The organism is Pantoea sp. (assembly GCF_039594315.1).
Classification (GTDB): Bacteria; Pseudomonadota; Gammaproteobacteria; order Enterobacterales; family Enterobacteriaceae; genus Pantoea.
The window spans coordinates 39,793-63,682 of sequence record NZ_JBCNNP010000009.1 but is presented as its reverse complement, the minus strand read 5'-3'; the positions used below and the strand labels follow the sequence as shown (position 1 = coordinate 63,682).

Here is a 23,890-nt window from a genome sequence, read left to right as displayed (position 1 = left end):
CCATTGCGGTCCCCATAAGGATGTAACGTTCTATTTGTTGCTCAGCGGCTCAATGCTAAAGCGTTGGTGACTAGCACCGTCATGGCCTGTCGTGACAAGCCATTGCGCTGCTATTCAGTCTTTCAGGAATGACTCGTTTTTCACGAAGCACTCGGTAGAAAGCAATTCAGCATCAGTGCTTGTTACAACTGCCTGATGGTGAGGATTGACGTTCTCAGCTAGCCATTTAATTAATGGCTTCGCTGCCTCTTCAAATCCCTTCATTGTTTCTTCGCTCATGTTTCACCTACCTGTTTAGTTTTGCTATTTCTTCCTCAGAGAATCCTGCGTCACGCATTTTGTTTAAAACTGCATCACGCTCCTCGTTAGCGATTCGTATTTTTTTGTCTGAATCACTCTCCTGCTGAATATTTCCCGGCACCAACCACACCCCAGAAATTTTAACTGCGGTTGCCCGCTCAACTGGGCAATCGCTTCCCTGTATGTAACCTTTTTTCCCCAGCCTGCGCGCAGTCTCTTTCTGCTCACAAACAAAGAGAATTTTTGATTTGCCGTAACCATCCGTTAGGTTTTCATTGGTCATCGTTAACCAAACTGTTTTGCTTTCCTGAATTTCCATCACATCCTCGCTATAAACCCAATCACCATAAGCAGCGCTATCAATATCAAGCTGGTTACACTTCCATATGTGCTCATGGTTGGCCTTTGTGTAGGTAAAAATAAACCCGCTCGGGGGCGGGTTAGTTGATTGCTTCGTTAAGCATTTGCTCTATGGCCTGCTTATTACTGTTTATTTGGACAACCTGCTTATCGAATTGCTCTTGGTGATGGGCGAGGCTCTTCTCTGAGGCAACAAACAGGCGATCTCTTACTTGCTGTAACTCATCCTTGCTGAAAATAATGCCCATACTGCTGCACTTCCTGACAGCATCAAGGCTCAAACCATTCCCATTCAGCATCTCCAAAGCAATTTGTTTCACTCGCTTTCTGGCCTCCTCGATGGTCTTGTAAAACTCAACTTGATTACTGCCGCCACTTCCATCTGAATAAACAGAAACAGTTAAAGCAATATTTCCGTCAGTGCTACCTAGGACGGATATGCACTTAATGCCTTTGAATTCTTTACGTCCGTAATAGTTATCAATTGAAGACATATAATCTTCGAATTTTTCGATTTCAGGTAACCCGTACCCGCGACTCACCGCATATTTAACCTGCCCGGTCAGCACGTCTGCAAAGTGATCCAAATTAGCATCGTTGATGTGCTTAGCAAATGCGGCGACCTGCTTAACCATGCCTTTCCAGAAACTCAGTTTATTACGTAAGTCGTCGATTTCCTTGTTGATTCCTTCAACCTTAGATTTGGCATCAGCCAGCGCTTTCTCGTGCTTAACTGTCTCGCGAGACAGCCATGATTCAACGGGCTGGTCATGCAGGCTTTTAACCACAAAGCGCTCGCCACCGGGCAACTCGTCGCCAGCCTGAGTTACAAACACTTCTTGCACGATGGTTTCAGTGTTATTCAACTGTCCAACAATGACGACCTTGCGGCCATCTGAGAGAAACTTAGTTTCCATACTCACCTCTTATCAGTTCTGCTGCGTCCACGCTGGGACTAATAGCTGCGGGTTAGGTAGCCTTGATGAATGGTGCAAACGCTATTGGCGCCTGCTTTGGCCTGAAGTCCCTGATGTCTTTCAGAACTTCTCGAAACTCACTCAACTTCATTCCACGGCGCTTTGCTTCGGCTTTAACTAGGTCGTTATCCAACTTCAGATAAAGGTGCTGTGCCTGAGATTTGGCGTCATTGAATGCTGACTTGCGGACGAATATCTCATCCTCTTTGCGGCTCTTCTCAGCCGCCAGATGGTCATCCAGTTCCTTATGGAAGTTGCCACGCTTATTCAGCGGGACATTTAACATGCCGTGGTCAAGTGCCATAGTTCACCTCGCCGTCACGTTGTCTTTAGATTTCCGATAGCCAGCTGCGAACTGAGCCACATCCGGCAAACAAACCCCTCCACCTTCCTGCTTATCACGCAGACTAGGGGATGAGGTGGCGCGGGCAACCTTCGCCGTGCAGCCCAATGAGAGCCTCGTGAAGGCCCGATCGATTCTTTTGGTGTAACCGTCACGCTCAATATGTTCAGTGGCTTTACGTGCGTTGTACGCAGCCATACGGCGTTGATTTCTGTTCATGGGTATTCCTCGATGAGTGCTTAGGTGGTGACATGTCACGCCGCTGATCTTCGTGATTGCGCTTTTTCACGCTGCAATTCTTGCCACCCCGAAGCACTCGCCTCGGCCTGTGTATTCACAGGGCTAAATTTTTAAAGAGCTGAAATCCGTTTCGTTGTTCGCCAGCGTCCTGCTGATGAGCTCATTTAAAACTATGGTTGTAATCATGTCAACAACTAAGGTTGTTATTATTTGCGTGTTGGTTGTTTTGTGGTTGTTTTAGAAAGGAAAAAAGTTGTGATTTTTTTTTAAAGGCAATAAAAAACCCGCTCGTTGGCGGGTTAGTAGGTGGGGGCAATTCTTACCAGAGTGTAGAAGACCAGAATACTCTACCAATAATCTCGACCTCTTTCATATCGGCCTCTTCATCAGGGTACTCGGCAGAGTTATAGCTTCTGATGCCTAACTTGTCAGGCCCGGTGCGATAGAGCAGCTTTAAGCGCTTCCATCCGCCCTGGCTGATGGCGTAGAGCTTCCCATCAACTACTTTCTTGTCAAAGCAGTTAACGGCAACTGTAGTTCCTTCAGGTATCACAGGCTCCATGCTATTCCCATGGGCTGGGAAGCATAAAACGCCTGAGCCATCCGTGTTAACTCCACTCCTGCGCATTGTGGATTTTGAGAAACGCAGCATAAATCCGTTGTAGTCCTCGTCAGAGATCGTTCCATCACCACATGCAAATTCAATGTCTTTGAGGAATGGGATCTCTATCTCATCATCCTCAAGAGGGGTGTTTTTATCCCACGGGTCTACTGGGTACCAGTCATTGAGCGGCGGGGTAGTTGAAGCCGGGTGATGTTCGCCTTTGCTACTAACATACATCGGTCCTGTTTCGTCTGCCAACCACGCTGCGCTTACGCCCAAAGCTTCTGCGATCTGAATCAGCTTTGTAGAGCTAGATGCTTTACCTGATGTCAATTTTTGAATGGCGGCCTGAGACACACCTACCCTATCAGCAAGGCCAGTCTGAGTCAGTCCTACCTCTCGCATTGCGAGCTTTAAACGTTCTGCAAGTGTCATTTTCATGCCGCAAAAATACAACCACAGTAATACAGCGTCAAACAACTAAAGTGTTTGCAAAATAACAACCATAGTTTTATATTTGTTACTGCATTACAACGGAGGTGGTTTTATGAACCAAGTTATTAAAACTGCCATTGCCATTGTTGGCACGCAAAAGGAATTAGCCCAAGCGTGCGGAGTCAGCCAAGCCGCTGTACAGAAGTGGCTACATAACAAGGCAAAGGTAGCGCCACAAAACGTTGCTTCTCTGGTTAAGGCGACAGACGGGAAGATTGAGGCGCATCAGATTCGACCTGATTTACCAGCTCTGTTCCCACACCCGGGTCAAGCAGCTTAAGTAACACCGCTCTTTATCAATCTGACCGCCCTCGGAACACCAGGGCAAAACCTAAGTGACTTGCTCACCGCAATGTCACGCAACCAATTAACTAACAAGGACAAGTATCAACTATGGAACAAGCAACTCAAAGCAAGAACGCACGCCGCATCGAATCGGCGCTGCTGAATAAGCTGGCATCAATCAGCCAGAAAACCTTCGCTGAAAGGCTGGGTATCGCCGAGTACCAGGTCAGCCGCATGAAGAAAAATTTCTTCCGTCAGATGAGCATGGCAATCGACATTCTGGAATACGGGATTGTTGATGACGACGCAGCGCAACTGGCTAAAGCAGTGGCGAAAGAAGTGGCCCTGATTTTGGGCAAAGAAAAAGCCGAGATGAGCGGTAACTCATTCCCGGCCTGATGTATGGATTAACTGGATCAACATACAGGAGTAATTATGAGTAGTTTACTTTCGCTTTACAAGGCCAAAGAGAAAAACGGCACCGAAATGTCAGCCAAGAAAACGTTCCTGGTGCCGCTGTCTGAGCTGTATATCGAGCCGGGTTACAACGTGCGTGAAATCGACCAGGCGCACATTGAAGAATTCCGCGACGCTTACATCGCCGGTGAATTTGTGCCGCCTCTGGCGGTTCAGGTGACCGACAAAGGCATCAAGATAATCGACGGTCACCACCGCTATCACGGCGCGTTGCTGGCGACTCAATCCGGTACCGAAATCCCGCGCCTTGAGTGCAAGGATTTTTCCGGTACTGAAGCCGATCGCATCGCCTTCATGGTTACCAGTAGTCAGGGCAAGCCGCTAACCTCTCTGGAACGCGCGGCGGCATATCAGCGCCTGGCTAATCAGGGATGGGAACCGGCTGAAATTGCCAAACGCGTTAAGCGATCTCCTTCCGATGTCGATCACCATCTCCAGTTGCTTACCTGCGGCGACGAGCTGATCGAAATGGTTAAGTCTGGCGCCGTGGCGGCAACAACGGCTGTGGCGCTTTCACGAGAGCATGGGCCAAAGGCTGGCGCGGTAGCGCTTGAGCAGATGGCTAAGGTGAAGGCTGCTGGTAAAACCAAGCTGTCACGCAGTGCTGCCATACCTCTATTTAGCGCCACTAAGGCTCGTCGCCTGGTTGAGTTGGTTGCTCAAGCTGAGATTTACAGCAATGACGAAGCCGACTTCATGCTGGCAATGGATACCTCCGAAGAGATTAAACAGATCGTCGCCGACTATCGCGCTGGCTTTCCCGGTAAGTGGGAGGATTCATGAGCCTCGCCAAAGTCATTTCATTCCCCAAGAAAACCGAGCAAACAGGAGGTCATATGGCCGACCTGTCCAACGGGTACACCAAAGTCGCCAACGAGATTCAGAAGCTTAAACCGCGCCTGAGATTATCAGGGAGGGAATGGCAATGTTTCGAAGCGGTGATATGGCTCACCTACGGATGGAATAAAAAACAGGACAGGGTAACGAACACGGTGATCGCCGACCTAACAGGGTTGAGCGACACACACGTATCGGACGCCATCAAATCTCTGGCAGAGAGAAAAATCATCTTCAGCCAGAAGCAGGGAATGATGAAAATTGTTGGGGTGAATACCGAGATTTCAGCATGGATTTTGGACAAACCGGAAACGGGAAGAAGATTCCCGAAAACGGGAAAATCCTTCCCGAAAGCAGGAAAAACCTTCCCGGAAACGGTAGCCACCCAATACAAGAACAAGAACAGTATTAAAAACACTACGTCAGAGAATTCTAACGAATCCCCTGACTCACCCTCCAAACAGCCTCCAGTTCTTCGTCCTGATGCAGCCATTCAATCACCCAAGGGTGACAAGTGGGGGACTGCTGACGACCTGAAGGCTGCTGAATGGATGTTCTGCAAAGTGGTGATCGTCGCACCAACTGCGCAGCAACCAAATTTTCCAGCCTGGTCGAACGACATCCGACTAATGCGCAATGCCCTGAACGTCAGCCATCACGAAATATGCGAGTTGTTCAAATGGGCCAACGCCGATCACTTCTGGCAAACCAACGTTATGAGCCCTGCAAAGCTCCGCGAAAAGTGGGACACGCTCAAGGCACAGATGAATCAACCTAACCGAAACCGACAGGCGCCAGAGCCGCAGCAACCCGCTCAGCACTGGAACAGCCGCGAAGCCTGGGAGGACAATTTCATATGAGACAACTCGTATCAGCAATTCAGAACCGCGACGGTAGCGCGCTGGCTCGCCTGGCTGGTGATAGCGCACAACCGGCTGACCGTGTCCTGCAAGAGGGCGATGAAAGGTTAGTCGATGCGCTGTTTAGCAGTTTGAAACAGGTATTCCCGGCATCGGTCAGCACCGCCTGGAAGAATCCCGCCGACGAAGCGAATGCCAAACGCCAGTGGATTGCGGCTTTCGCAGAGAACGGAATCCACAGCAAGCAGCAGCTATCAGCAGGCATGAAACACGCGCGCGCCAGCGGTTCGCCGTTCCTGCCATCGCCGGGCCAGTTCATTGAGTGGTGCAAAGAGGCGTCTTTCAGCGCATTTGGCCTGCCTGATGAAGACAGCCTGTATTCGATGGTGATGACCTACTGCGCTAAGCGTGGTGACTACGAGACCGCCGAGCTATACCCGTGGAAGACCAATGCTGATTACTGGATGGTCACTGGCCTGTACAGCATGATGCGCGCCGGAAACCTGAGTGAAGCAGAGCTGCGTATCAAATGCCGGTCAGAGCTGCGCAAGATGTCGCAGCGCATTGAGGCTGGCGAAGACATCCCGGAACCGCGCAAGCAGCTGCTGAAATTGTCGATCCCATCAACCAGCGAGAAGGCTCTTGAAGGTGTCGCCATGCTCCGCGCAAGGCTGAAATCAGCGAGGGCACAATGACACAGGTAATTCACGGACTAACCCGCGAGCAGTTGCTGGCGCAGGTATTCAACAAGTCACTGGTAGCTGGAGCGGTGACAACCATCATCGTCAAAGGCCTGAACCAGAGCGATTCCCGTTCCGACAAAGGCGGCAAGAGCAAAACTAAGGGTGGGTTTTAACTATGGCATTCGTATCTCAAATTGGCCTAGCAGTTACAAAAGGTCGGCAAGGCGCAGCAAAGCTTCCGCCATTCGTGGTGTTCAGGCGGTCTAAATCAGGAGCCTGCTGTGGGAGCTTGAACCGGTCTATGCCTTTTCGTGGCGAGCAGATTGACATCCAGATTGACGAAGAAGATAAGCAGATTCGCATAGGCAGAGATGAAAACGGTTACCGTGTAGAACCTAAAGGTGGTCAGTTCTCATGCAGTATTCGCCTGTTTAAAATCCTTGGTGCTGATCGCATTTTCCTGACGCTTGCCGATGATGGTTGGTGGTATGGCAGCTATTCCGGAGAAGGAGTCGACAATGAACAAACTAACCGCTGAACTATTGCACCAACTCAAGTCAGCAGCACAAGAAGAAATCATGTGTCGCGAAGCTTCTGACACGTCAGACGCATGGCAGGATTTAGCCAGCCCGGAGAACATTTTGACGCTGATTGAGATTGCCCTGCCAGTACTGGAGCAGCAGGCCGAGACAGCGAAACCAATCGAGTGCCCATTCCCTTGTGGTTGGAAAGAGCTTTTACGGATATCCATGAGTGATGGCGCATTCCTTGCCAGAGACCTTCTTGAGGGTGGAGAGGTTAAGGATTTTCATCGCCATGCAGCCCTGAGCAACACCGACCGACTAGTGAAAGTGATAACTGAAATCCTCAATGCGCAGGAAGTGAAATCACCACCGCAGACCACAACGGACACCTACCAGCAGATTGAAAATGATGACTGGATTGAGTGGAAGGGTGGGGCTAGGCCTGTTCGCGTTGAAAATATTGTTGATGTTAGGTTTCGGGATGGGTCGGTTTCCAAAAATAATTTTGCTGGCGAATTACTATGGAGCAGAAGCCCGCTAGGCGACCAAGATCCATACGACATCATCGCCTATCGGGTGATTGAAAATGATGGGAGGGAAGGATAGTGAGCACATGGATTAAATGCGCAGAGCAAATGCCGCCTAAAGGTAAAACCGTTCTCGTTTGGTATCGGAACGATTGGGAATTCGGCATGACGTTCGGCGGGAAAATTATTTCTATTTATGACGCTGGCGGATGGCAAGCAACAAAAGTTGATACAAGGCAGGAAGATGTCCACTGGCAGCCATTACCAGAAAAGCCGGAGGGTTTATGAACCATCAAACCATCGGCGATGATTGCCGTGAAAGTGGAGAGGGGCAAACCATTAAAAAAGAGCCGCATTATCGATGTGACCGGTGCGGAGTCAGAAAGCCGCCGGATCGTTACCGTAAAGACCAGCCGTGGTGGAACAAGTGGTGCATACGATGTGAAGCATCTCCAATCGGCAAATTCCCAATCCCGGAAACAGACGAACACCGGAGAAAACCAGATGAACAACGTGTTTCCCCTCAGACCTGACCCACTCCGCAATCTCTACGAACTAATCGACAGCATCCACGACACCAACCCTACACCAGAGACTAAGCGCATCGCTGATGAGGCTTTGGCATTGGTGCAGAAAATGATTGAGGCACGCAATGGACAAACAAACGTTTTTCCTGCGTAACGAGCAGGTACGACGAAACCTGATAGAGCAAATCAACAAACTCCCCCTGAACGACCATCACCCCCTCACAGTACGCATAACCGACTTCGACCGCTCACTACTACAGAACAGCATGTTCCACGCGCTATGTGGCGACGTGGCGCGTCAGGCTATCTGGCTGAATGCGCAGCGAACAGCGGTGCAGTGGAAAACGCTCTTCGTGTCTGGTCACTCAGTGGCGACTGGTCTTGGCGCTGATGTGGTTCCGGGGCTGGAAGGTGAGTTCTGCAACATCAGGGAATCAACCGCAAAAATGGGCATTAAGCGCATGACAAGTTTAATCGAGTACTCAACCGCGTGGGCAGTCGGCAACGGCGTGAACCTTCGCGAAGTGCGGTACACCGGCGATTACTTCGGGAGGGCAGCATGAGCAAAGGCAGATACCAACACCACACACAGGAAGAGTGCAACAAGGTAGGGAAGCTGAGAAAAATGGGGCTGACATACGCAATCATCAGCCAGCGAATGGGATGCAGCATCGATACATGCCGCCATATGTGTGCGAGGGCGAGATGAAGCGAACATGGTTCACCCACCCGGAACCACTCGACACCAACACCGCAAACGAACTCATTCAGCACTACACCTCCCGGCAGATTCAAACCAAAAAGACGCTCGCATTCGATCCGAAGTTCTGGCTCGTTTCCGCGCTGCTACCCGAATCCAGCCACGAACCCAAACCCAGCAAGCAGCATCAGAATTCATTATGGAGCCAGTGATGAACAATAAAACGGATTACTCATACCTCGACATGCTAATTCAGCAGCGCATTGAAGATGGCAACAATACGTTCTCAAAAATCGATAGCGGTGAGGTTTATAAGCAAGCTCAATTTCTAAAGGGGCAAACAAAAAGCTCAGCATTCCGCATAATCGACCGCAGACTCCAGGCGCTACGAAAGAAAGGTTTGATTAAGTACACCACCAAAGAAAAGTGGACGGTAAACCATGCCTGAACGCTGCCACCGCTGCCACACCATCCTCACCAGTGAAGATAAGCACTGGTACTCAGTCGCATGCGAAACGTGTGAAACAGACCTCAAGTGGGAGGAGTATGAGCAACACAACCCCATCAAATCCGCCTACTGGCGCTGGCGAGCTATCTGCTTTGGTGTGCGTGTTCTGCGCCATTACCCTGCAAAGATCGGAAACGTATTGCTGCACAGACTGCGCCGACAAACTGGCGGAGACAGACCCCAACGGACTAATGGGAGTGGACGATGACCAAATTACGGAATGAAGCACGCGGCAGAGAATGCCAGGTAAGGCTAGTCGGCATCTGCAACGGCAACCCTGAAACAGTAGTTCTCGCGCATTACCGCATGCCCGGCATTTGTGGAACCGGCATGAAGCCAGATGACCTTTTCGGCGCATGGGCCTGTTCAGCGTGCCACGACGAAATAGACCGGCGTACGCGCCACTGTGAAGTGACAGAGACACGACTTGCTCACCTTGAGGGCGTTATCAGGACGCAAAGCGCATTACTGCAAGAGGGCAAGCTAAAACGATGAATGAATACAGGCTTACGCTACCGTGGCCGCCCGGAAACAATCACCTCTTCTCAGTGTTCCGCGGTCGAAAGATAAAAAGCAAAAAGGGAAGGGAGTACACCTCAACAGTAACTCAGCAAATCACCGAATCAAATCAGCAATTCAAACTGGCCGGCAGGCTGAAAGTAAAAATTCTCGCATATCCACCTACACGCGCCCGGCGTGACCTCGACAACCTTTTCAAAGCACCCCTCGACTCGCTCACACAAGCAGGCGTCATCGCTGACGACAGCCTGATTGATGACGTGCGCATGGTGCGCTGCGAAGTGGTTAAGGGCGGCAGATTGGAAGTAATCATCACTGAGATGGAGGCAGCATGAATTGGGATGCAGCGTTCGTAATCATATTGTGGGTCACGTTTCTTTTTGTATGGCTCCCGCGCAAGTTCATCCGGTACAGGAAAAAAATGGCCTCAGTTAACGCTATATGCAAGGGCTATCAATTCGGTCGTAGGTACAAAGCAATCAGAGATCTATCAGGAAGGCCATCATGACCGACTACCTCAGACAGAAGTGGCAGCTGCTGCGAATGTACCGCGCCCGCCGCATGTTCGAGATCAACTACCGCATATTGCGTAACACAGCGAAAATCATGGGGGTGAAACATGCCAGTACGCGAGCTTAATCTCAGCAAACAGCAACATGACTGGCTGAATGGCTGGTTAGAACTGTGGGGAGCGTGGGTATATTCAGGAAGGCTGGAAAAGCGCATGACCAGCGTCATAGCGCAATACATGGCTACTGTTGAACCACAATCATATCCATACCGCCCAATGTGCAACGATGATGACGGACTCTTGATTTCTCAGGTCGTGGACTCCGTCATGTGCATCGATAAAAAAGCCCTTGGCATCCTGCTCAGTTACTACGCTCACGGCTCTTCCAAGCGTGCGATCGCATCTTACTATCACAAGTGCGCAAGTCCTCGCAAAATGTCGGGCAGGAGCGGTGAGAGCATCAGAAAACCATCACTTGCAACGTGCCGCAATGAGATTGATGAGATTCTGAACGCAAGCCTGTTCCTGATTTATCAACCGCTGCAAAATGCGTTCAACGATCGCAAACGTGTAGCCAATGTGAAGCGAACCGCAAATAACATGTTGACTTCCTTTAGCCATTTAGCCACAATTTAAAGGTAAGCTGCCGTAAGTGTTCTTTAGGATGCCCGGACAGCAATCGAACAAATAAATTGTGATAATTAAGAAGCCCTGCGGACTCACCATCTGCGAGGGCTTTTTTGTTGCCTAAAATCCAGAGGTCATAATTATGAACGACCAGCAGATTGAGCAAGAGATTGTTCAGAAAGGTAAGACTGCACCACGCGTTACCCCTTCCCACGTAGAATCGATCATCACCAGCGAAACATACTTCACGGCGGCAGACGGTCGCAGCGGTGCCAATATTCGCATCGAAAGTGAAGGTGGTGAGAAAGTGAATCAAGTGCAGGAGTTAGATGACTTCAATCAACTGGAGTTGCTGACGTTCTGTGTTCTTGTGCTTGAGAACGGCTTCACCGTGACAGGCGAGTCGGCATGTGCAAGTCCAGAAAACTTTGATGCAGAAATTGGACGCAAAATTGCGCGACAAAACGCCGTGAATAAAATCTGGCTACTGGAAGGCTACCTTCTGAAGCAGAAACTTTACGACGAACAGTAAGCATCACAGGGTGCACCCAACCGTGCGCCCGATGATGTTTATTGCCTGCATCCTTCGTACAGAGGCTAAGTATCTCTGGCTTCCAACCAGATGACGCCGGTTCGAATCCGGCAGGATGCTTCAAATCTCAAAATCAGGCACTTTTGCGATTGCCTGAGATTAAAGGTCAGCCATAGAGCTGATCACTTCTTTCGCCCATGCCAATCAATCAAACCTCACTCGTTATCCTGTGTGGTATCGGGCGTCTTTTACACGGCACCGGACAAAAGAAAACCCGCACACGGCGGGTTATGTCGAATTCGGGAAAGTTTCTTCCTCAGCAGTAGAAATTTTAACCGGGTTCGCTTCCTTCTTCCTTCGGCAAAATCTTAAAAGCGAATCCCCTCGATGGGGGTGGATATGAAATTTATGCCTGACAAACTTGCATCAGGTGCCAGCTATTGCGTGTCCGGCACACTGGTCTGCGGAGGTAGTGTGTCGCAATGGATTCATGACCTCGACTGGAATCAGATCGCAGTCATCAGTGGTGTGGTAATCGGTATCGCCACATTCCTGGTGAATCTGTATTTCAAGAACAGACAAACTCGCGCATATGAAGCGGCCCTGCGTCGCGGCTACGTGTCAAACCCACCACAGGACCAGTAATCATGGCAATGTCACCGTCGCTACGGAAAAAGCTGCTTGCTACCGTAGGTGGCGGGGCTGGCGCTCTCGCTATTGCCGCCACACTGATTCCCTCGCTGGAAGATGTTGAGTACAACCCATACAAAGACGTCGCCGGTATCTGGACGGTTTGTTATGGGCACACCGGCAAAGACATCATGCTCGGGAAAACATACACCGAGATGGAATGTCGCGCGCTGCTGGACAAAGACCTTCGCACAACTGCCGCGCAGATTGACCCATATATCAAAAAGCCGATCCCCGACGAAACACGCGCGGCTCTTTACTCATTCGCCTATAACGTCGGTGCAGGTAATTTCAAAACCTCAACACTGCTCACCCGTATAAATGCTGGCGACACTGCCGGTGCTTGTGACCAGCTTCGTCGCTGGGTATACGCAGGCAAGCAGAAGTGGAAAGGGCTAATGAATCGCCGTGAGATTGAGCGAGAGGTTTGCTTGTGGGGTCAGAAATGACAGGAAGCGCCAAGTTATTTGCAGCTGCGTTGATTCTGCTAACAATAGCGTCGCTCATCTGTGGTTCATGCGCTCTCTACTACCGCGGCAACGCCATCGAATACAAGAAAGAGCGCGATAAAGCATCGAAAGCGCTAGAGATGGCAAACGCCACCATTGATGACATGCAGGTGCGTCAGCGCGATGTAGCAGCTCTCGATGCCAAATACACGAAGGAGTTAGCTGATGCTCAGGCAACAATCGATCTTCTGCATGATGATGTTGCTAATGGCAAGCGCCGGTTGCAGCTCAACGCAAAATGCCCAGCGAACAACGCCACCGGCACCACCAGCGTGGATGATGCAACCAGCCCCCGACTTGCTGACGCCGCTGAGCGAAATTATTGGACCCTCCGAAGTCGTATCGAAATCGCCGGAAAGCAAATAGCCGGATTGCAGCAGTACATCAATGAGCAATGCCTCAAGTAGCCAATAGCCACGGGAAAAAACAATGACAGATACCAACATTGCGCTGCTTGATGATAAGCAGGCGCTAAACCTTGAAGTGTATCGACTGGTACAGCGCGACACCGCCGCAGCAAAGAAAGCCATCGCATTCGTGAGTGGCGATCAGCTTCGTTACGAATTGTTTAAGGACGGCATGACACTGGCTACTGCCGAAACTGGCGTAGTGGCTCGCACTGACAAAGCCATTCAGGTCGCCACCGAAGCATACGCACTATTCCAGTAAAGCCGAAGGAGGCAGAACGTGAATAACCAAACATGGCCCACGTATTCAGACGCAGACGGTAATTACGTAACTGCGCTCCCTATCAAGACAGTAAATCAGGCAGTTGATGGCTCAGCTAATGCTGAGTTTGATGGTGGTTATGAAGACCGCTATATGTCGGCTCACTTCATGGCTGTGTTTCACCCGGTGGCAACAGGATATCTTTTCCGTAGCCAGTACGGTGAGTTGTTGTATATGGCGAAGGCAGCATTCGAAGCCAAGTTCACCAAGTCTGCTGGTACGCCAACAGCATGGGGTGATCTAACCGGCAAGCCGACAACATTCACACCAACCATCGGCACTACAGCGACAACCGCAATGGCTGGTAACAAAACGCCAACCACAACCGATCGCGGTGGTGTATTGCAGCAGGCAGCAGAGGCAGCGTTAGCCGCCCAGACTGTTACCGATATCGCTACTGCACAGACCGCAGTGAACAACATAGTCACCAAAGTGAACAGTATTCTCACGAAGCTGAAAGCAGGCGGCGAACTGGCATAAGCCCATTACACAGCTCATTCACTGAGTGGGCTGGATAATGAGTTAAGGAGCGGCAATGGCAAAAATAAAATGGCCTAAGTTGCCAAGCTATTTAATCCCTCTCTTCAACAGTGCTCATATCTATCTTTGCAGAAGCAAGGATGAGTGGGTTCAGGCGCATCAGGTAATTGGCGTAGATCATTCAGGTCTGGAATTTAGTAACGGCCTCTGTCGGCACTTCAATAACGACAGTACAGGTGAAAACATTTACCTGATAGGCGTGTTCGACAACAGCCTGGCAACCCTTGTTCATGAGTGCGCACACGCAACCTTCTACTGCTGTAGCGATGTCGGCGTAACCACTAAGCCCTGTGACTCGAATGAAACCTACTGCTACTTACTGGATAGGATGTTTAGCCACTTCCTCCCATACATCAAACAGGATTAATTATGGCAGCACCAAAGGGTAACCGATTCTGGGAGGCCCGCAGTAGTCATGGGCGCAACCCGAAATTCGAATCGGCTGATGCTCTTTGGTCTGCCTGCTGCGAGTATTTTGAGTGGGCTGATGACAACCCGCTATGGGAAGGGAAGGTGTTTTCCTATCAGGGTGAAATCATCAAGGCAACACTTCCCAAAATGCGCGCCATGACAATCTCAGGACTATGCATATTTCTCGATATAAGCCGACAGACATGGTCAACCTTCCGGTTGATGGAAGGTTTTTCTGACATCACCACACGAGCAGAAGAGATCATCTATGACCAGAAATTCTCTGGCGCTGCTGCTGACCTGTTAAACGCCAACATCATCGCCCGTGACTTGGGCCTCAAAGAGCAATCGCAAGTCGAAGACGTGACACCTGACAAGGGAGATCGCGATAAGCGCCGCTCTCGCATTAAGGAGTTACTCAGCCGTGGTGGAAGAAGCGATCCTTGATGAGCTTTCAGAAGACGAGCAGATAGAGCTGCTCGAGCTTCTGGAGGAAGAGAGCAAATACAGAAACACCCATCAGCTTTATGAGTTCAAGCCATACGGTAAGCAGCGAGAGTTTATTGAGGCTGGAGGTGAATATCCTGAGCGCTGCTTCATGGCAGGCAACCAGCTTGGCAAGTCATACACTGGCGGTGCGGAGGTGGCTTTCCACTTAACGGGGCGCTATCCCGGCACCGCAGGTTATCCAAGTGACGGCGCATATGGTGATGACTGGAAAGGTAAGAGATTCGTCGGGCCAGTAGTGTTCTGGGTCGGCGGAGAGACGAACGAAACCGTCACCAAAACAACACAACGAATTCTTTGCGGACGCATTGAAGAGAACGATGAGCCTGGCTATGGGTCGATCCCCAAAGAAGACATCATCAGCTGGAAGAAATCGCCATTCTTCCCGAACCTTGTCGACCACCTTCTGATTAAGCATCACAACGCTGATGGCGTGGAAGATGGCGTGTCTATCTGTTACTTCAAGCCGTACTCACAAGGCCGCGCACGTTGGCAGGGTGACACAATTCATGGCGTGTGGTTTGACGAAGAGCCGCCATATAGCATTTACGGCGAGGGTCTGACCCGTACAAACAAATACGGTCAGTTCTCAATGCTCACCTTCACCCCGCTGATGGGCATGTCAGATGTCGTAACCAAATTCATTAAGAGTCCGAGTAAAGCGCAGAAGGTTGTCTCCATGACAATCTACGATGCCGACCATTACACGGATGAGCAGAAAGAGCAGATTGTCGCGTCATACCCAGAGCATGAACGTGAAGCGCGTGCTCGCGGCATACCGACAATGGGTAGCGGTCGAATCTTCCAGATACCGGAAGAAACTGTTAAGTGCCACCCGTTCGAATGCCCTGAGCATTTCTATGTGATCAACGGCTGCGACTTTGGTTGGGACCACCCACAGGCACACGTTCAGCTTTGGTGGGATAAGGACGCTGACAAGATTTATGTCGCTCATGCCTGGAAGGCCAAAGAGAAGAAAGCGATCGAAGCATGGGGGGCAATAAAGCCATGGTCCCATCGCATCCCAGTAGCATGGCCTCACGATGGTCATCAGCATGAAAAGGGTGGAGGCGAGCAGCTCAAAGAGCAATACGCAGACGCCGGGTTCCTGATGCTGCAAGAGCACGCAACATGGCCTGAAGGCGGCAACGCGGTAGAGCCTGGCATTCAGGAAATACGAGACATGATGCTCGACGGTCGATTCAAGGTGTTCAACACCTGCGAGCCATTCTTCGAAGAGTTTCGACTGTACCACCGTGACGAGAACGGCAAGATAGTCAAAATCAACGATGACATCCTTTCTGCAGTTCGTTACGCCTACATGATGCGCCGATATGCAAGAACAGTACGCGACATCAACAAGCCGAAAGAGCGCAAAACCCCAGCCCCGATTAGACCAGTGCACAGAGGACGATAATGGCTGATACAAACGAAAGGCTGGAGGATATCCTTTGCCGTTTTGATGCGGACTGGACAGCCAGCGATGAAGCCAGAAGGGAGGCAAAGAACGATCTGTTCTTCTCCCGCGTCTCTCAGTGGGATGACTGGCTAAACCAGTACACAACATTGCAGTATCGCGGTCAGTTCGACGTGGTGCGACCGGTAGTGCGCAAGCTGGTTGCAGAGATGCGCCAGAACCCGATTGACGTGATGTTCCGCCCGAAGGATGGAGCCGGCCCCGACGCTGCTGATGTGCTGATGGGCATGTATCGCACCGACATGAACCACAACACGGCGAAGATTGCCGTTAATGTCGCGGTGCGTGAGCAGATAGAGGGCGGTGTTGGTGCGTGGCGTTTGTGCACTGAGTACGAAGATCAGGACCCGACCAGCAATAACCAGGTGATTCGCCGCGAGCCAATTCACAGCGCCTGCTCACACGTAATCTGGGACAGCAACAGCAAGCAGCTCGACAAAAGCGACGCTCACCACTGCACCATCATTCACTCGATGAGTAAAAACGGGTGGAAGAAGTTTGCAGAAGAGAATGACCTTGATGATGACGAGATTCCCAGCTTCCAGAGCCCAAGCGATTGGGTGTTTCCATGGCTGACGCAGGACACTATCCACATCGCAGAGTTTTACGAAGTGGAGGAGAAGAAAGAGACCGCCTTCATCTATCAGGATCCGATGACAGGCGAGCCGGTCAGTTACTTCAAACGTGACATCAAAGACGTCATCGAAGAATTGGCTGACAAGGGTTTCGTTAAGGTTGCTGAGCGCAAGATTAAGCGTCGCCGCGTCTATAAGACACTCCTCACCTCAACCAGCGTGTTGAAGGATAAGCAGCTGATCGCCGGTGAGCACATCCCGATTGTGCCGGTTTTCGGCGAGTGGGGATTTGTTGAAGACAAAGAGGTATATGAAGGCGTCGTCAGGCTGACCAAAGACGGGCAGCGCCTGCGCAACATGATCATGTCGTTTAACGCCGACACAGTGGCCCGCACGCCGAAGAAGAAACCATTCTTCTTTGCTGAGCAGATCACCGGCTACGAGCACATGTATGACGGCAACGACGATTACCCGTACTACCTGATGAACCGCACCGACGAGAACAACGGTGACCTACCCATTCAGCCACTGGCCTACATGGAGAATCCCGAAGTCCCGCAGGCCAACGTCTACATGCTTGAGGCTGCAACCGCCGCTGTAAAAGAGGTGGCAACGCTTGGCGTTGATGCTGCGGCAGCAAATGGTCAGGTGGCATTCGATACTGTTAACCAACTGAACATGCGCTCAGACCTTGAGACGTATGTTTTCCAGGACAACCTTGCAACAGCGATGCGCCGTGATGGTGAAATCTATCAGGCGATGGTTAACGACATCTACGACGTGCCGCGCAACGTAACGGTGACGCTTGAAGACGGAAGCGAGAAGGATGTGCAGTTACTCGCAGAAATGATTGACCTGAACACGGGCGATCACACCGTGCTGAACGACATCCGCGGTCGTTATGAGTGCTACACCGATGTTGGCCCATCCTTCCAGTCTATGAAGGAGCAGAACCGCGCAGAGATAGGTGAGCTGCTACAAAAAGTTCCGGTACAGCATCAAGCATGGAACGTTCTCCTGCTTCAGTTCCTCGCGCTGATGGATGGCAAGGGCATTGAGATCACGCGCGACTTCGCTACCAAGCAGCTTGTGGTGAACGGGCTTAAGAAACCTGAGACGCCGGAAGAGCAGCAATGGGTTGCAGAAGCGCAACAGCAGCAACAGAACACACCAGACCCGGCTATGGTTCAGGCTCAGGGCGTTCTGGCGCAAGGTCAGGCGGAAATGATGAAGGCGCAGAATCAACAGCTGCAACTGAACATCGAAGCCGCGAAGGTCGAAGCTCAGAATCAGCTCAACGCCGCGAAAGTAGCCGAGATATTCAACAACATGGACCTCGATAAGCAGGCGGAATTCCGTGAATACCTGAAGCTTATGGGCCACTTCCAGCAACAATCCAGCGATGACAACCGCGCTAATGCCGAGCTGGTCCTTAAGGGGGCCGGTCAGCAGCATAAGCAGCGGATGGACGTCGCTAACATCCTGCAATCGCAGAGACAAAATATCCCCTCCGGCGGAGCTGCCGAGATTCCTCAATAAGAGAGATTAAACATGACCGAAACCACCGAAATTCAGGGCTCTGAAGGCCAAGACCTGCACGTCGATCCAGCGGCGGCATCCGCAGTCGATACGTTGTCACATGCCAGTGATGACGGTGCGCAGGATGAGGGCTTTGACATTGTGCTGAACGACGATGAGACATCCCAGAAGCAAGATCACGGCACCAACGCTAAGTTTGCCGCCCGCCGTATCGCTCGCAAGCGTCAACGCGAGCTGGAGCAGCAGGTGGAAGCTGTGCAACGTGGTGAGCTTCCGGAAACCCTGCGGGTTAATCCTGATTTACCAAAGCAGCCGGACGTGAATGAGTTCCTGTCAGATGATGCGCTTGCAAAGTATGACTACGACACCAATCGCGCTCTGGCGGCTTTCAACTCTGCCAACACTGAATGGCAGATGAAGGCAATGGACGCACGCAGCAACGCTGTAGCGGAGCAGGGCCGCAAGACACAGGATTACACCCGCAACTCCACTCAGTATGTCGAGGCGGCGCGTAAGCACTATGACGCCGCAGAAAAGCTGAATCTAAGCGACTATCAGGAAGCAGAGGAATCATTTAACGCGCTGGTTAAACCAGGCACTGACGTTGAGATTATGAATCTCTTCCCTGAGAAGTCGGCGGCGATCATCTATCACCTGGGCAAGAACCCAGAGAAAACCCGACAGATTCTGAGCATGAATCCCCAGCAGGCGCTCATCGAACTGACCCGCCTGTCAGACCGTTTAACTCTCAAGCCTCGCGGTAAACAGGTTTCAGCAGCACCACCCGCAGATCAGCCCATCACTGGCGATGTAACGTCGGCAAACAAAGACGCTATTCGCAAGCAGATGGAAGCAGCATCGAGCAAGGGTGATGTTGAAACCTACCGCAAACTGAAGGCAAAACTTAAAGGAATCCGATAATGGCTTTGAACGAAGGTCAAATGGTAACGCTGGCGGTAGATGAAATCATCGACACCATCTCCAGCATCACCCCAATGGCGCAGAAGGCTAAGAAATATACACCTCCAGCCGCATCAATGCAGCGATCCAGCAACACCATCTGGATGCCTGTTGAGCAGGAATCGCCAACGCAGGAAGGTTGGGACTTGACCGGTGACTCTACCGACGTTCTGGAGCTTAACGTTGCCGTAAACATGGGCGAGCCGGATAACGACTTCTTCCAGTTGCGTGCCGACGATTTGCGTGATGAAACAGCGTACCGTAACCGCATTCAGTCAGCAGCCCGTAAGCTGGCGAACAATGTCGAGCTGAAGGTTGCAAACATGGCGGCTGAGATGGGCTCGCTGGTAATTACATCTCCGGATGTCATTGGCACCAACACTGCTGACGCATGGAACTTCGTTGCTGACGCAGAAGAAATTATGTTCTCCCGCGAGCTTAACCGTGATGCCGGGCTGTCATACTTCTTCAACCCGCAGGACTACAAGAAAGCTGGTTATGACCTGGCTAAACGCGACATCTTCGGTCGCATTCCTGAAGATGCTTACCGCGAAGGTAGCATTCAACGTCAGGTAGCAGGCTTCGATGATGTTCTGCGCTCACCAAAGCTGCCAGTGTTGAATGCATCTACCGCAACCGGCCTAACCGTTGCAGGCGCTCAGTCATTCAAGCCGGTTGCATGGCAATTGGATAATGACGGCAACAAGGTGAACGTAGACAACCGTTTCGCCACCGTAACATTGTCAGCAACAACTGGTCTGAAGCGCGGCGACAAAATCAGCTTTGTTGGCGTCAAATTCCTCGGTCAGATGGCGAAGAACGTGCTGGCACAGGATGCAACATTCTCCGTCGTGCGCGTAGTGGATGGCACCCACGTTGAAATCACTCCGAAGCCGATCGCTCTGGACGACACCTCGCTGTCACCGGAGCAGCGTGCTTACGCCAACGTGAACACCGGATTGGCTAACAACATGGCTGTGAACATGCTGAATACCACCTCTGCACGCTCCAACGTGTTCTGGGCTGATGATGCTATCCGCATCGTCTCTCAGCCAATCCCGGTTAACCATGAGCTGTTCGCAGGCATGAAGACCACATCCTTCAGCATTCCAGATGTTGGACTGAATGGTATCTTCGCGACACAGGGCGATATCAACACCCTGTCCGGCCTGTGCCGTATTGCGCTGTGGTATGGCGTGAACGCGACACGCCCGGAAGCGATTGGTGTCGGCCTCGCTGGTCAGGCGTAATTAATGGGGCTTCGGCCCCATTCTCACTTGGAGATAACCAATGAGCGTAATGCTTTATCAGGCTGGCGGCGACACCAAGATTTGGGGCCGAAAGCTGAAAACGAAAGTCGTATATCAGCATGAAGTTGATGATCACATTGCTGATGGTTGGTATGCCCACCCACACGATGTACCTGAAGACGATATTGCAGGCGAAAACACATTATTCGCCGGCGAATCGGATTTTGGATCACCAGTTGATATGGGTGAGGTTTCTGACGGTTATCACACCTTCAATGAGCTCTATGACCACCGAGTGCGCCTATTTTCAACGCTGATGAATGCCTACCCACATCTCGCATGGTGGTCACGCAAACACAGCGATGGTGAAGAATGGGAAGGCTGGATTTTGGCTGGCATCACCACCCCTGAAGGTGAGGCTACTTACCACTTACCGGAATCAGAGATTGAATTTCTTCCGGCTGGTTCTGAGTTGGATCTTGGCAAAGATTGGGATGGTCACGAGGCGAAAGATGTTCTTGATCGCCTGCTGAGCTTGCGCCCTGTTGCTGTAGAGCCAGAGCCAGAGCCAGAGCCAGAGCCAGAGCCAGAGCCAGAGGTAAAGGATAAATCGAAGCCTAATAGCAAGTCTAAGGCAGGCAAAGATGGTGACAGCGACTAAGGGCGATATCGTCCGTGCCGCTTTGCGTAGGCTGGGCGTGGCGTCTGACGCCACCCTGACTGACGTTGAGCCGCAATCAATGCAGGATGCCGTAGAAGACCTTGAGCTGATGATGGCTGAGTGGTACCAGAACGGAAAAGGCATCATCACCGGCTACAAATTTGCTGACGCTGAAAATCCTCCTGCCGATGGAGACGCGCATGGCATGAGAACCAGCTCAGTAAGCGCCGTTTTGCATAATCTTGCAGTGAGAATTGCTCCAGATTACGCAATAGAACCATCCGCAAAGGTCATAACCACCGCCCGTTACGGCAAAGAGCAGCTTGTAAAACTAACCGCTACTTTGCGTGCAAAGCGTGCGCCTTACCCGTCTCGCATGCCAACCGGCAGCGGAAACAGCTTTGCCAACCTGAACGAGTGGCATTATTACCCCGGAGAAAAACCGAATGCCGATAACTCAACTACCCCTGATGAAGGGAGTGGGGAAGGATTACCGTAACGCGGATTATGTCGATTTCCTTCCTGTAAACATGCTGGCTACACCAAAGGAAGTCGTGGGTGCGAATGGTTATCTTCGATCCTTCCCCGGAGTAGCAAAGCGCAGCGATGTCGCAGGGCCTTCTCGCGGCGTACTGTACAACAGCAATCAGGGCGTTGTTTATCGGGTTTGTGGTGGCAAGGTTTATAAGGGCAGTTACGAAGCTGCTGACTTTGGCGGCGTTGCGCGCGTGAGCATGGCTTACAGCTATACCAGCCACGCTATCGGCGGTAGTGGCACCATGACGCTGTTCCGTTATGACGGTGTTATTAAAACGCTGAGTAACTGGCCCGGCTCGGATGGTTACGCGCAGTACGACCTCGGCAACCTTCGTGACCTATGCCGCAACCGATCGCGTTATGTATGGTGCAAATCAGATTCCGATTCATTCTTCATTAGTGACCTTGAGGACGAATCGCACCCTGACCGATACGCGGCTGAATACAGGGCTGAAAGCCAGCCTGATGGCATCATTGGTATTGATAACTGGCGCGACTTCGTTGTGTGCTTTGGTACGACGACAATTGAGTATTTCTCTCTGACGGGCAACAGCAGCGCGGTTGGCGTGGCGATTTACCAGGTGCAACCGTCAATGATGGTGCAGAAGGGGATCGCTGGAACATTCTGCAAGACCAAGTTTGCCGACTCTCACGCCATCCTTAGCCATCCTGCAACCGGCGCACCTTCCATCTATCTTGTTAACTCTGGCGCCGCTCAGTCAATCGCCACAGCTTCGATAGAGAAAATCCTTCAGAGCTATTCAACAGCTGAGCTGTCTACCGGTGTGCTGGAGTCATTGAGGTTTGAGGCGCATGAGTTGCTGCTAGTCCATCTGCCGCGCCACACCCTTGTGTTTGATGGCTCCGTAACACAGACGGGCCCGCAGTGGACAATCCTAAAAACTGGACTTTCGGACGACACCTACCGGTGCGTTGATTTTATCTATGAAGATAATGTCATCACCTGTGGCGATAAGCTTGGCGGCATCACTGGTGTGCTTAACCCGTCGATATCATCGCAGTATTCCACGCATCAGGAACACATTCTGTACACGCCGTTGTTTAAGGCGGATAACGCACGTGTGTTTGATCTGGAGCTGGAATCCTCAACCGGAGTGGAGCAGATAGCAGAGAAGCTTTTTCTTTCTGCCACGGCTGACGGGATAAATTACGGCCGCGAACAAAAGCTTCCATGGAATGCTCCGTTTAACTATGACCGCCGGGCGCTGTGGCGACGTATTGGTCGCATCCGCAAAAATATCGGCTTCAAGATTCGAGTAGTCACCAGTTCGCCAGTAACCCTGTCTGGATGCCAGGTAAGGATAGAGTAATGGCAGATGAGCCACTGAAAGTAACGGTGCAAGCCAGCCGCATTGATGCCTCCATTCTACCTCCTGGATTTAGTCTGCCATACCGGCTTTACGTCATTCAGCAACAGAGCGACATGAAGGCGATCGCCGATGGTGCCAATAACGCCAGCGAGCTCGCCTATCAGGCCACCATTAAGAACGAAGAGCAGGATACTGTTCTGGCTGACCATGAAGGTCGTATTACGCAACTACGGATAGAAGTTGATAACCATGAGCTGAGAATCACCGCCAATACAGGCGCGATAAGCCTGCTTGATGTGAGGCTGACTAGCGCCGAAGGAAAGATTACGGTTCTCAGAAGTGATGTTAATTACCTGCTTGATGAGGTGATCGACATCCAAAGCGACATGGTGTCGAAGTCATCAACCGCTAACCAGTCGGTGCAGTCCGGAGGCGGCGCGTTGCTGGTCGGCAACATTACTACACCTACCGCAGATATTCTTCAGGTTGCAGGAAGCGAGAACGTATCTGTCTCGTACAAGGTCGCCGGATTAAAGGTTGTTGGTGCGCGTCAAACAGGCTGGACTGCTGCAACCGGAACTGCGTTTAAATCTGCCTTCAATGCTGATAACGGCTATCAGATAAGCGGAACCTATCAACAGTTTGAAGCGATTTCTGTTGCCAATGGATTAACGGAGGCAAGGCAGAGGATAAAGGCGCTGGAAGACGCGCTTCGTACTCATGGCCTGATTAACTGAC

At 51.3% G+C, this 23,890-nt stretch carries 39 protein-coding genes and 1 tRNA gene; 34 read left to right on the top strand and 6 right to left on the bottom strand.

Annotation, left to right across the window (positions count from 1 at the left end; translation table 11 throughout):
* Window positions 1-114 precede the first annotated feature (114 nt).
* The 6 genes from ABDW13_RS08720 to ABDW13_RS08695 all read right to left on the bottom strand — a co-directional run bounded on the left by ABDW13_RS08720 (window position 115) and on the right by ABDW13_RS08695 (window position 3,265).
* A complete protein-coding gene (locus ABDW13_RS08720) occupies window positions 115-279 on the bottom strand; it encodes a hypothetical protein (RefSeq protein WP_343552149.1) in 165 nt (54 codons plus the stop codon).
* A gap of 7 nt (window positions 280-286) precedes the next feature.
* A complete protein-coding gene (locus ABDW13_RS08715; RefSeq protein ID WP_343552148.1) occupies window positions 287-619 on the bottom strand; it encodes a hypothetical protein in 333 nt (110 codons plus the stop codon).
* A 121-nt stretch (window positions 620-740) separates the two neighbouring features.
* A complete protein-coding gene (locus tag ABDW13_RS08710) occupies window positions 741-1,577 on the bottom strand; it encodes a hypothetical protein (RefSeq protein WP_343552147.1) in 837 nt (278 codons plus the stop codon).
* A 52-nt stretch (window positions 1,578-1,629) separates the two neighbouring features.
* Window positions 1,630-1,941 (bottom strand): hypothetical protein, encoded by a 312-nt coding sequence (locus tag ABDW13_RS08705; protein WP_343552146.1) that lies wholly within the window; start codon window positions 1,939-1,941, stop codon window positions 1,630-1,632.
* A 3-nt stretch (window positions 1,942-1,944) separates the two neighbouring features.
* The gene (locus ABDW13_RS08700; protein ID WP_343552145.1) at window positions 1,945-2,199 is read right to left on the bottom strand and encodes a transcriptional regulator; all 255 of its coding nucleotides are present in this window, start codon (window positions 2,197-2,199) and stop codon (window positions 1,945-1,947) included.
* A gap of 340 nt (window positions 2,200-2,539) precedes the next feature.
* The gene (locus ABDW13_RS08695; RefSeq protein ID WP_343552144.1) at window positions 2,540-3,265 is read right to left on the bottom strand and encodes a helix-turn-helix transcriptional regulator; all 726 of its coding nucleotides are present in this window, start codon (window positions 3,263-3,265) and stop codon (window positions 2,540-2,542) included.
* Window positions 3,266-3,371: 106 nt separating this feature from the next.
* On the opposite strand from ABDW13_RS08695, the gene ABDW13_RS08690 reads away from it, so the two are divergent.
* The 34 genes from ABDW13_RS08690 to ABDW13_RS08525 all read left to right on the top strand — a co-directional run bounded on the left by ABDW13_RS08690 (window position 3,372) and on the right by ABDW13_RS08525 (window position 23,889).
* A complete protein-coding gene (locus ABDW13_RS08690; protein WP_343552143.1) occupies window positions 3,372-3,599 on the top strand; it encodes a YdaS family helix-turn-helix protein in 228 nt (75 codons plus the stop codon).
* 113 nt (window positions 3,600-3,712) lie between these two features.
* A complete protein-coding gene (locus ABDW13_RS08685) occupies window positions 3,713-4,003 on the top strand; it encodes a CII family transcriptional regulator (RefSeq protein ID WP_343552142.1) in 291 nt (96 codons plus the stop codon).
* A gap of 36 nt (window positions 4,004-4,039) precedes the next feature.
* Complete coding sequence (locus ABDW13_RS08680) at window positions 4,040-4,864, top strand: DNA-binding protein (protein ID WP_343552140.1); 825 nt, start codon at window positions 4,040-4,042, stop codon at window positions 4,862-4,864.
* Window positions 4,861-5,778, top strand: coding sequence for a replication protein (locus ABDW13_RS08675; RefSeq protein WP_343552139.1), 918 nt, complete (start codon window positions 4,861-4,863; stop codon window positions 5,776-5,778). Before ABDW13_RS08680 ends, ABDW13_RS08675 begins: the two co-directional genes overlap by 4 nt.
* Complete coding sequence (locus ABDW13_RS08670) at window positions 5,775-6,473, top strand: replication protein P (RefSeq protein ID WP_343552138.1); 699 nt, start codon at window positions 5,775-5,777, stop codon at window positions 6,471-6,473. The genes ABDW13_RS08675 and ABDW13_RS08670 overlap by 4 nt, the downstream gene beginning before the upstream one ends.
* Window positions 6,470-6,634 carry a hypothetical protein gene (locus ABDW13_RS08665; RefSeq protein ID WP_343552137.1) on the top strand — a complete coding sequence of 55 codons (165 nt, stop codon included), beginning with the start codon at window positions 6,470-6,472 and terminating at the stop codon, window positions 6,632-6,634. The genes ABDW13_RS08670 and ABDW13_RS08665 overlap by 4 nt, the downstream gene beginning before the upstream one ends.
* Window positions 6,635-6,636: 2 nt before the next feature.
* Window positions 6,637-6,999 (top strand): hypothetical protein, encoded by a 363-nt coding sequence (locus ABDW13_RS08660; RefSeq protein WP_343552136.1) that lies wholly within the window; start codon window positions 6,637-6,639, stop codon window positions 6,997-6,999.
* Window positions 6,980-7,591 (top strand): hypothetical protein, encoded by a 612-nt coding sequence (locus ABDW13_RS08655; RefSeq protein ID WP_343552135.1) that lies wholly within the window; start codon window positions 6,980-6,982, stop codon window positions 7,589-7,591. Before ABDW13_RS08660 ends, ABDW13_RS08655 begins: the two co-directional genes overlap by 20 nt.
* Window positions 7,591-7,800, top strand: coding sequence for a DUF551 domain-containing protein (locus ABDW13_RS08650; protein WP_343552134.1), 210 nt, complete (start codon window positions 7,591-7,593; stop codon window positions 7,798-7,800). The genes ABDW13_RS08655 and ABDW13_RS08650 overlap by 1 nt, the downstream gene beginning before the upstream one ends.
* Entirely contained in the window at window positions 7,797-8,045 is a 249-nt protein-coding gene (gene ninD, locus ABDW13_RS08645; RefSeq protein WP_343552133.1) for a protein NinD, read from the top strand. Before ABDW13_RS08650 ends, ninD begins: the two co-directional genes overlap by 4 nt.
* Before the next feature lie 119 nt (window positions 8,046-8,164).
* Window positions 8,165-8,602 (top strand): recombination protein NinB, encoded by a 438-nt coding sequence (locus ABDW13_RS08640; RefSeq protein ID WP_343552132.1) that lies wholly within the window; start codon window positions 8,165-8,167, stop codon window positions 8,600-8,602.
* Between the two features lie 115 nt (window positions 8,603-8,717).
* Complete coding sequence (locus tag ABDW13_RS08635; RefSeq protein WP_343552131.1) at window positions 8,718-8,951, top strand: hypothetical protein; 234 nt, start codon at window positions 8,718-8,720, stop codon at window positions 8,949-8,951.
* On the top strand, window positions 8,951-9,187 hold the full coding sequence (locus ABDW13_RS08630; RefSeq protein ID WP_343552130.1) for a hypothetical protein: 237 nt from the start codon (window positions 8,951-8,953) through the stop codon (window positions 9,185-9,187). The genes ABDW13_RS08635 and ABDW13_RS08630 overlap by 1 nt, the downstream gene beginning before the upstream one ends.
* Window positions 9,188-9,451: 264 nt before the next feature.
* Entirely contained in the window at window positions 9,452-9,742 is a 291-nt protein-coding gene (locus ABDW13_RS08625) for a DUF1364 domain-containing protein (RefSeq protein WP_343552129.1), read from the top strand.
* Window positions 9,739-10,101: a RusA family crossover junction endodeoxyribonuclease gene (locus ABDW13_RS08620; protein WP_343552128.1), complete on the top strand. Its 363-nt coding sequence runs from the start codon at window positions 9,739-9,741 to the stop codon at window positions 10,099-10,101. The genes ABDW13_RS08625 and ABDW13_RS08620 overlap by 4 nt, the downstream gene beginning before the upstream one ends.
* A gap of 169 nt (window positions 10,102-10,270) precedes the next feature.
* Complete coding sequence (locus ABDW13_RS08615; protein WP_155726385.1) at window positions 10,271-10,405, top strand: YlcG family protein; 135 nt, start codon at window positions 10,271-10,273, stop codon at window positions 10,403-10,405.
* A complete protein-coding gene (locus tag ABDW13_RS08610) occupies window positions 10,386-10,913 on the top strand; it encodes an antiterminator Q family protein (protein ID WP_343552127.1) in 528 nt (175 codons plus the stop codon). Before ABDW13_RS08615 ends, ABDW13_RS08610 begins: the two co-directional genes overlap by 20 nt.
* Before the next feature lie 133 nt (window positions 10,914-11,046).
* Window positions 11,047-11,436, top strand: coding sequence for a Gp49 family protein (locus tag ABDW13_RS08605; protein ID WP_343552125.1), 390 nt, complete (start codon window positions 11,047-11,049; stop codon window positions 11,434-11,436).
* 47 nt (window positions 11,437-11,483) lie between these two features.
* Window positions 11,484-11,556: transfer RNA gene (locus ABDW13_RS08600), tRNA-Gly, on the top strand.
* Window positions 11,557-11,835: 279 nt separating this feature from the next.
* Window positions 11,836-12,081 carry a phage holin gene (locus ABDW13_RS08595; RefSeq protein ID WP_343552123.1) on the top strand — a complete coding sequence of 82 codons (246 nt, stop codon included), beginning with the start codon at window positions 11,836-11,838 and terminating at the stop codon, window positions 12,079-12,081.
* A gap of 2 nt (window positions 12,082-12,083) precedes the next feature.
* Complete coding sequence (locus ABDW13_RS08590; RefSeq protein WP_343552122.1) at window positions 12,084-12,575, top strand: lysozyme; 492 nt, start codon at window positions 12,084-12,086, stop codon at window positions 12,573-12,575.
* Window positions 12,572-13,042: a lysis protein gene (locus tag ABDW13_RS08585; RefSeq protein WP_343552121.1), complete on the top strand. Its 471-nt coding sequence runs from the start codon at window positions 12,572-12,574 to the stop codon at window positions 13,040-13,042. Before ABDW13_RS08590 ends, ABDW13_RS08585 begins: the two co-directional genes overlap by 4 nt.
* Before the next feature lie 22 nt (window positions 13,043-13,064).
* A complete protein-coding gene (locus ABDW13_RS08580; protein ID WP_343552120.1) occupies window positions 13,065-13,304 on the top strand; it encodes a DUF2560 family protein in 240 nt (79 codons plus the stop codon).
* An 18-nt stretch (window positions 13,305-13,322) separates the two neighbouring features.
* Complete coding sequence (locus ABDW13_RS08575) at window positions 13,323-13,844, top strand: Decoration protein (RefSeq protein WP_343552119.1); 522 nt, start codon at window positions 13,323-13,325, stop codon at window positions 13,842-13,844.
* Window positions 13,845-13,899: 55 nt separating this feature from the next.
* The gene (locus ABDW13_RS08570; RefSeq protein WP_343552118.1) at window positions 13,900-14,271 is read left to right on the top strand and encodes a hypothetical protein; all 372 of its coding nucleotides are present in this window, start codon (window positions 13,900-13,902) and stop codon (window positions 14,269-14,271) included.
* Window positions 14,272-14,273: 2 nt separating this feature from the next.
* Window positions 14,274-14,762: a DNA-packaging protein gene (locus ABDW13_RS08565; protein ID WP_343552117.1), complete on the top strand. Its 489-nt coding sequence runs from the start codon at window positions 14,274-14,276 to the stop codon at window positions 14,760-14,762.
* Entirely contained in the window at window positions 14,740-16,239 is a 1,500-nt protein-coding gene (locus ABDW13_RS08560; protein ID WP_343552116.1) for a terminase family protein, read from the top strand. Before ABDW13_RS08565 ends, ABDW13_RS08560 begins: the two co-directional genes overlap by 23 nt.
* Window positions 16,239-18,413, top strand: coding sequence for a portal protein (locus tag ABDW13_RS08555; RefSeq protein WP_343552115.1), 2,175 nt, complete (start codon window positions 16,239-16,241; stop codon window positions 18,411-18,413). Before ABDW13_RS08560 ends, ABDW13_RS08555 begins: the two co-directional genes overlap by 1 nt.
* Window positions 18,414-18,425: 12 nt before the next feature.
* Entirely contained in the window at window positions 18,426-19,334 is a 909-nt protein-coding gene (locus ABDW13_RS08550) for a scaffolding protein (RefSeq protein WP_343552114.1), read from the top strand.
* The gene (locus tag ABDW13_RS08545; RefSeq protein WP_343552113.1) at window positions 19,334-20,623 is read left to right on the top strand and encodes a P22 phage major capsid protein family protein; all 1,290 of its coding nucleotides are present in this window, start codon (window positions 19,334-19,336) and stop codon (window positions 20,621-20,623) included. The genes ABDW13_RS08550 and ABDW13_RS08545 overlap by 1 nt, the downstream gene beginning before the upstream one ends.
* Before the next feature lie 40 nt (window positions 20,624-20,663).
* A complete protein-coding gene (locus ABDW13_RS08540; RefSeq protein ID WP_343552112.1) occupies window positions 20,664-21,284 on the top strand; it encodes a hypothetical protein in 621 nt (206 codons plus the stop codon).
* Window positions 21,268-21,783: a packaged DNA stabilization gp4 family protein gene (locus ABDW13_RS08535; protein WP_343552111.1), complete on the top strand. Its 516-nt coding sequence runs from the start codon at window positions 21,268-21,270 to the stop codon at window positions 21,781-21,783. The genes ABDW13_RS08540 and ABDW13_RS08535 overlap by 17 nt, the downstream gene beginning before the upstream one ends.
* Window positions 21,731-23,152 (top strand): packaged DNA stabilization protein, encoded by a 1,422-nt coding sequence (locus tag ABDW13_RS08530; protein ID WP_343552110.1) that lies wholly within the window; start codon window positions 21,731-21,733, stop codon window positions 23,150-23,152. The genes ABDW13_RS08535 and ABDW13_RS08530 overlap by 53 nt, the downstream gene beginning before the upstream one ends.
* On the top strand, window positions 23,152-23,889 hold the full coding sequence (locus tag ABDW13_RS08525; protein WP_343552109.1) for a phage tail protein: 738 nt from the start codon (window positions 23,152-23,154) through the stop codon (window positions 23,887-23,889). The genes ABDW13_RS08530 and ABDW13_RS08525 overlap by 1 nt, the downstream gene beginning before the upstream one ends.
* The last annotated feature ends 1 nt before the right edge of the window (window position 23,890 follow it).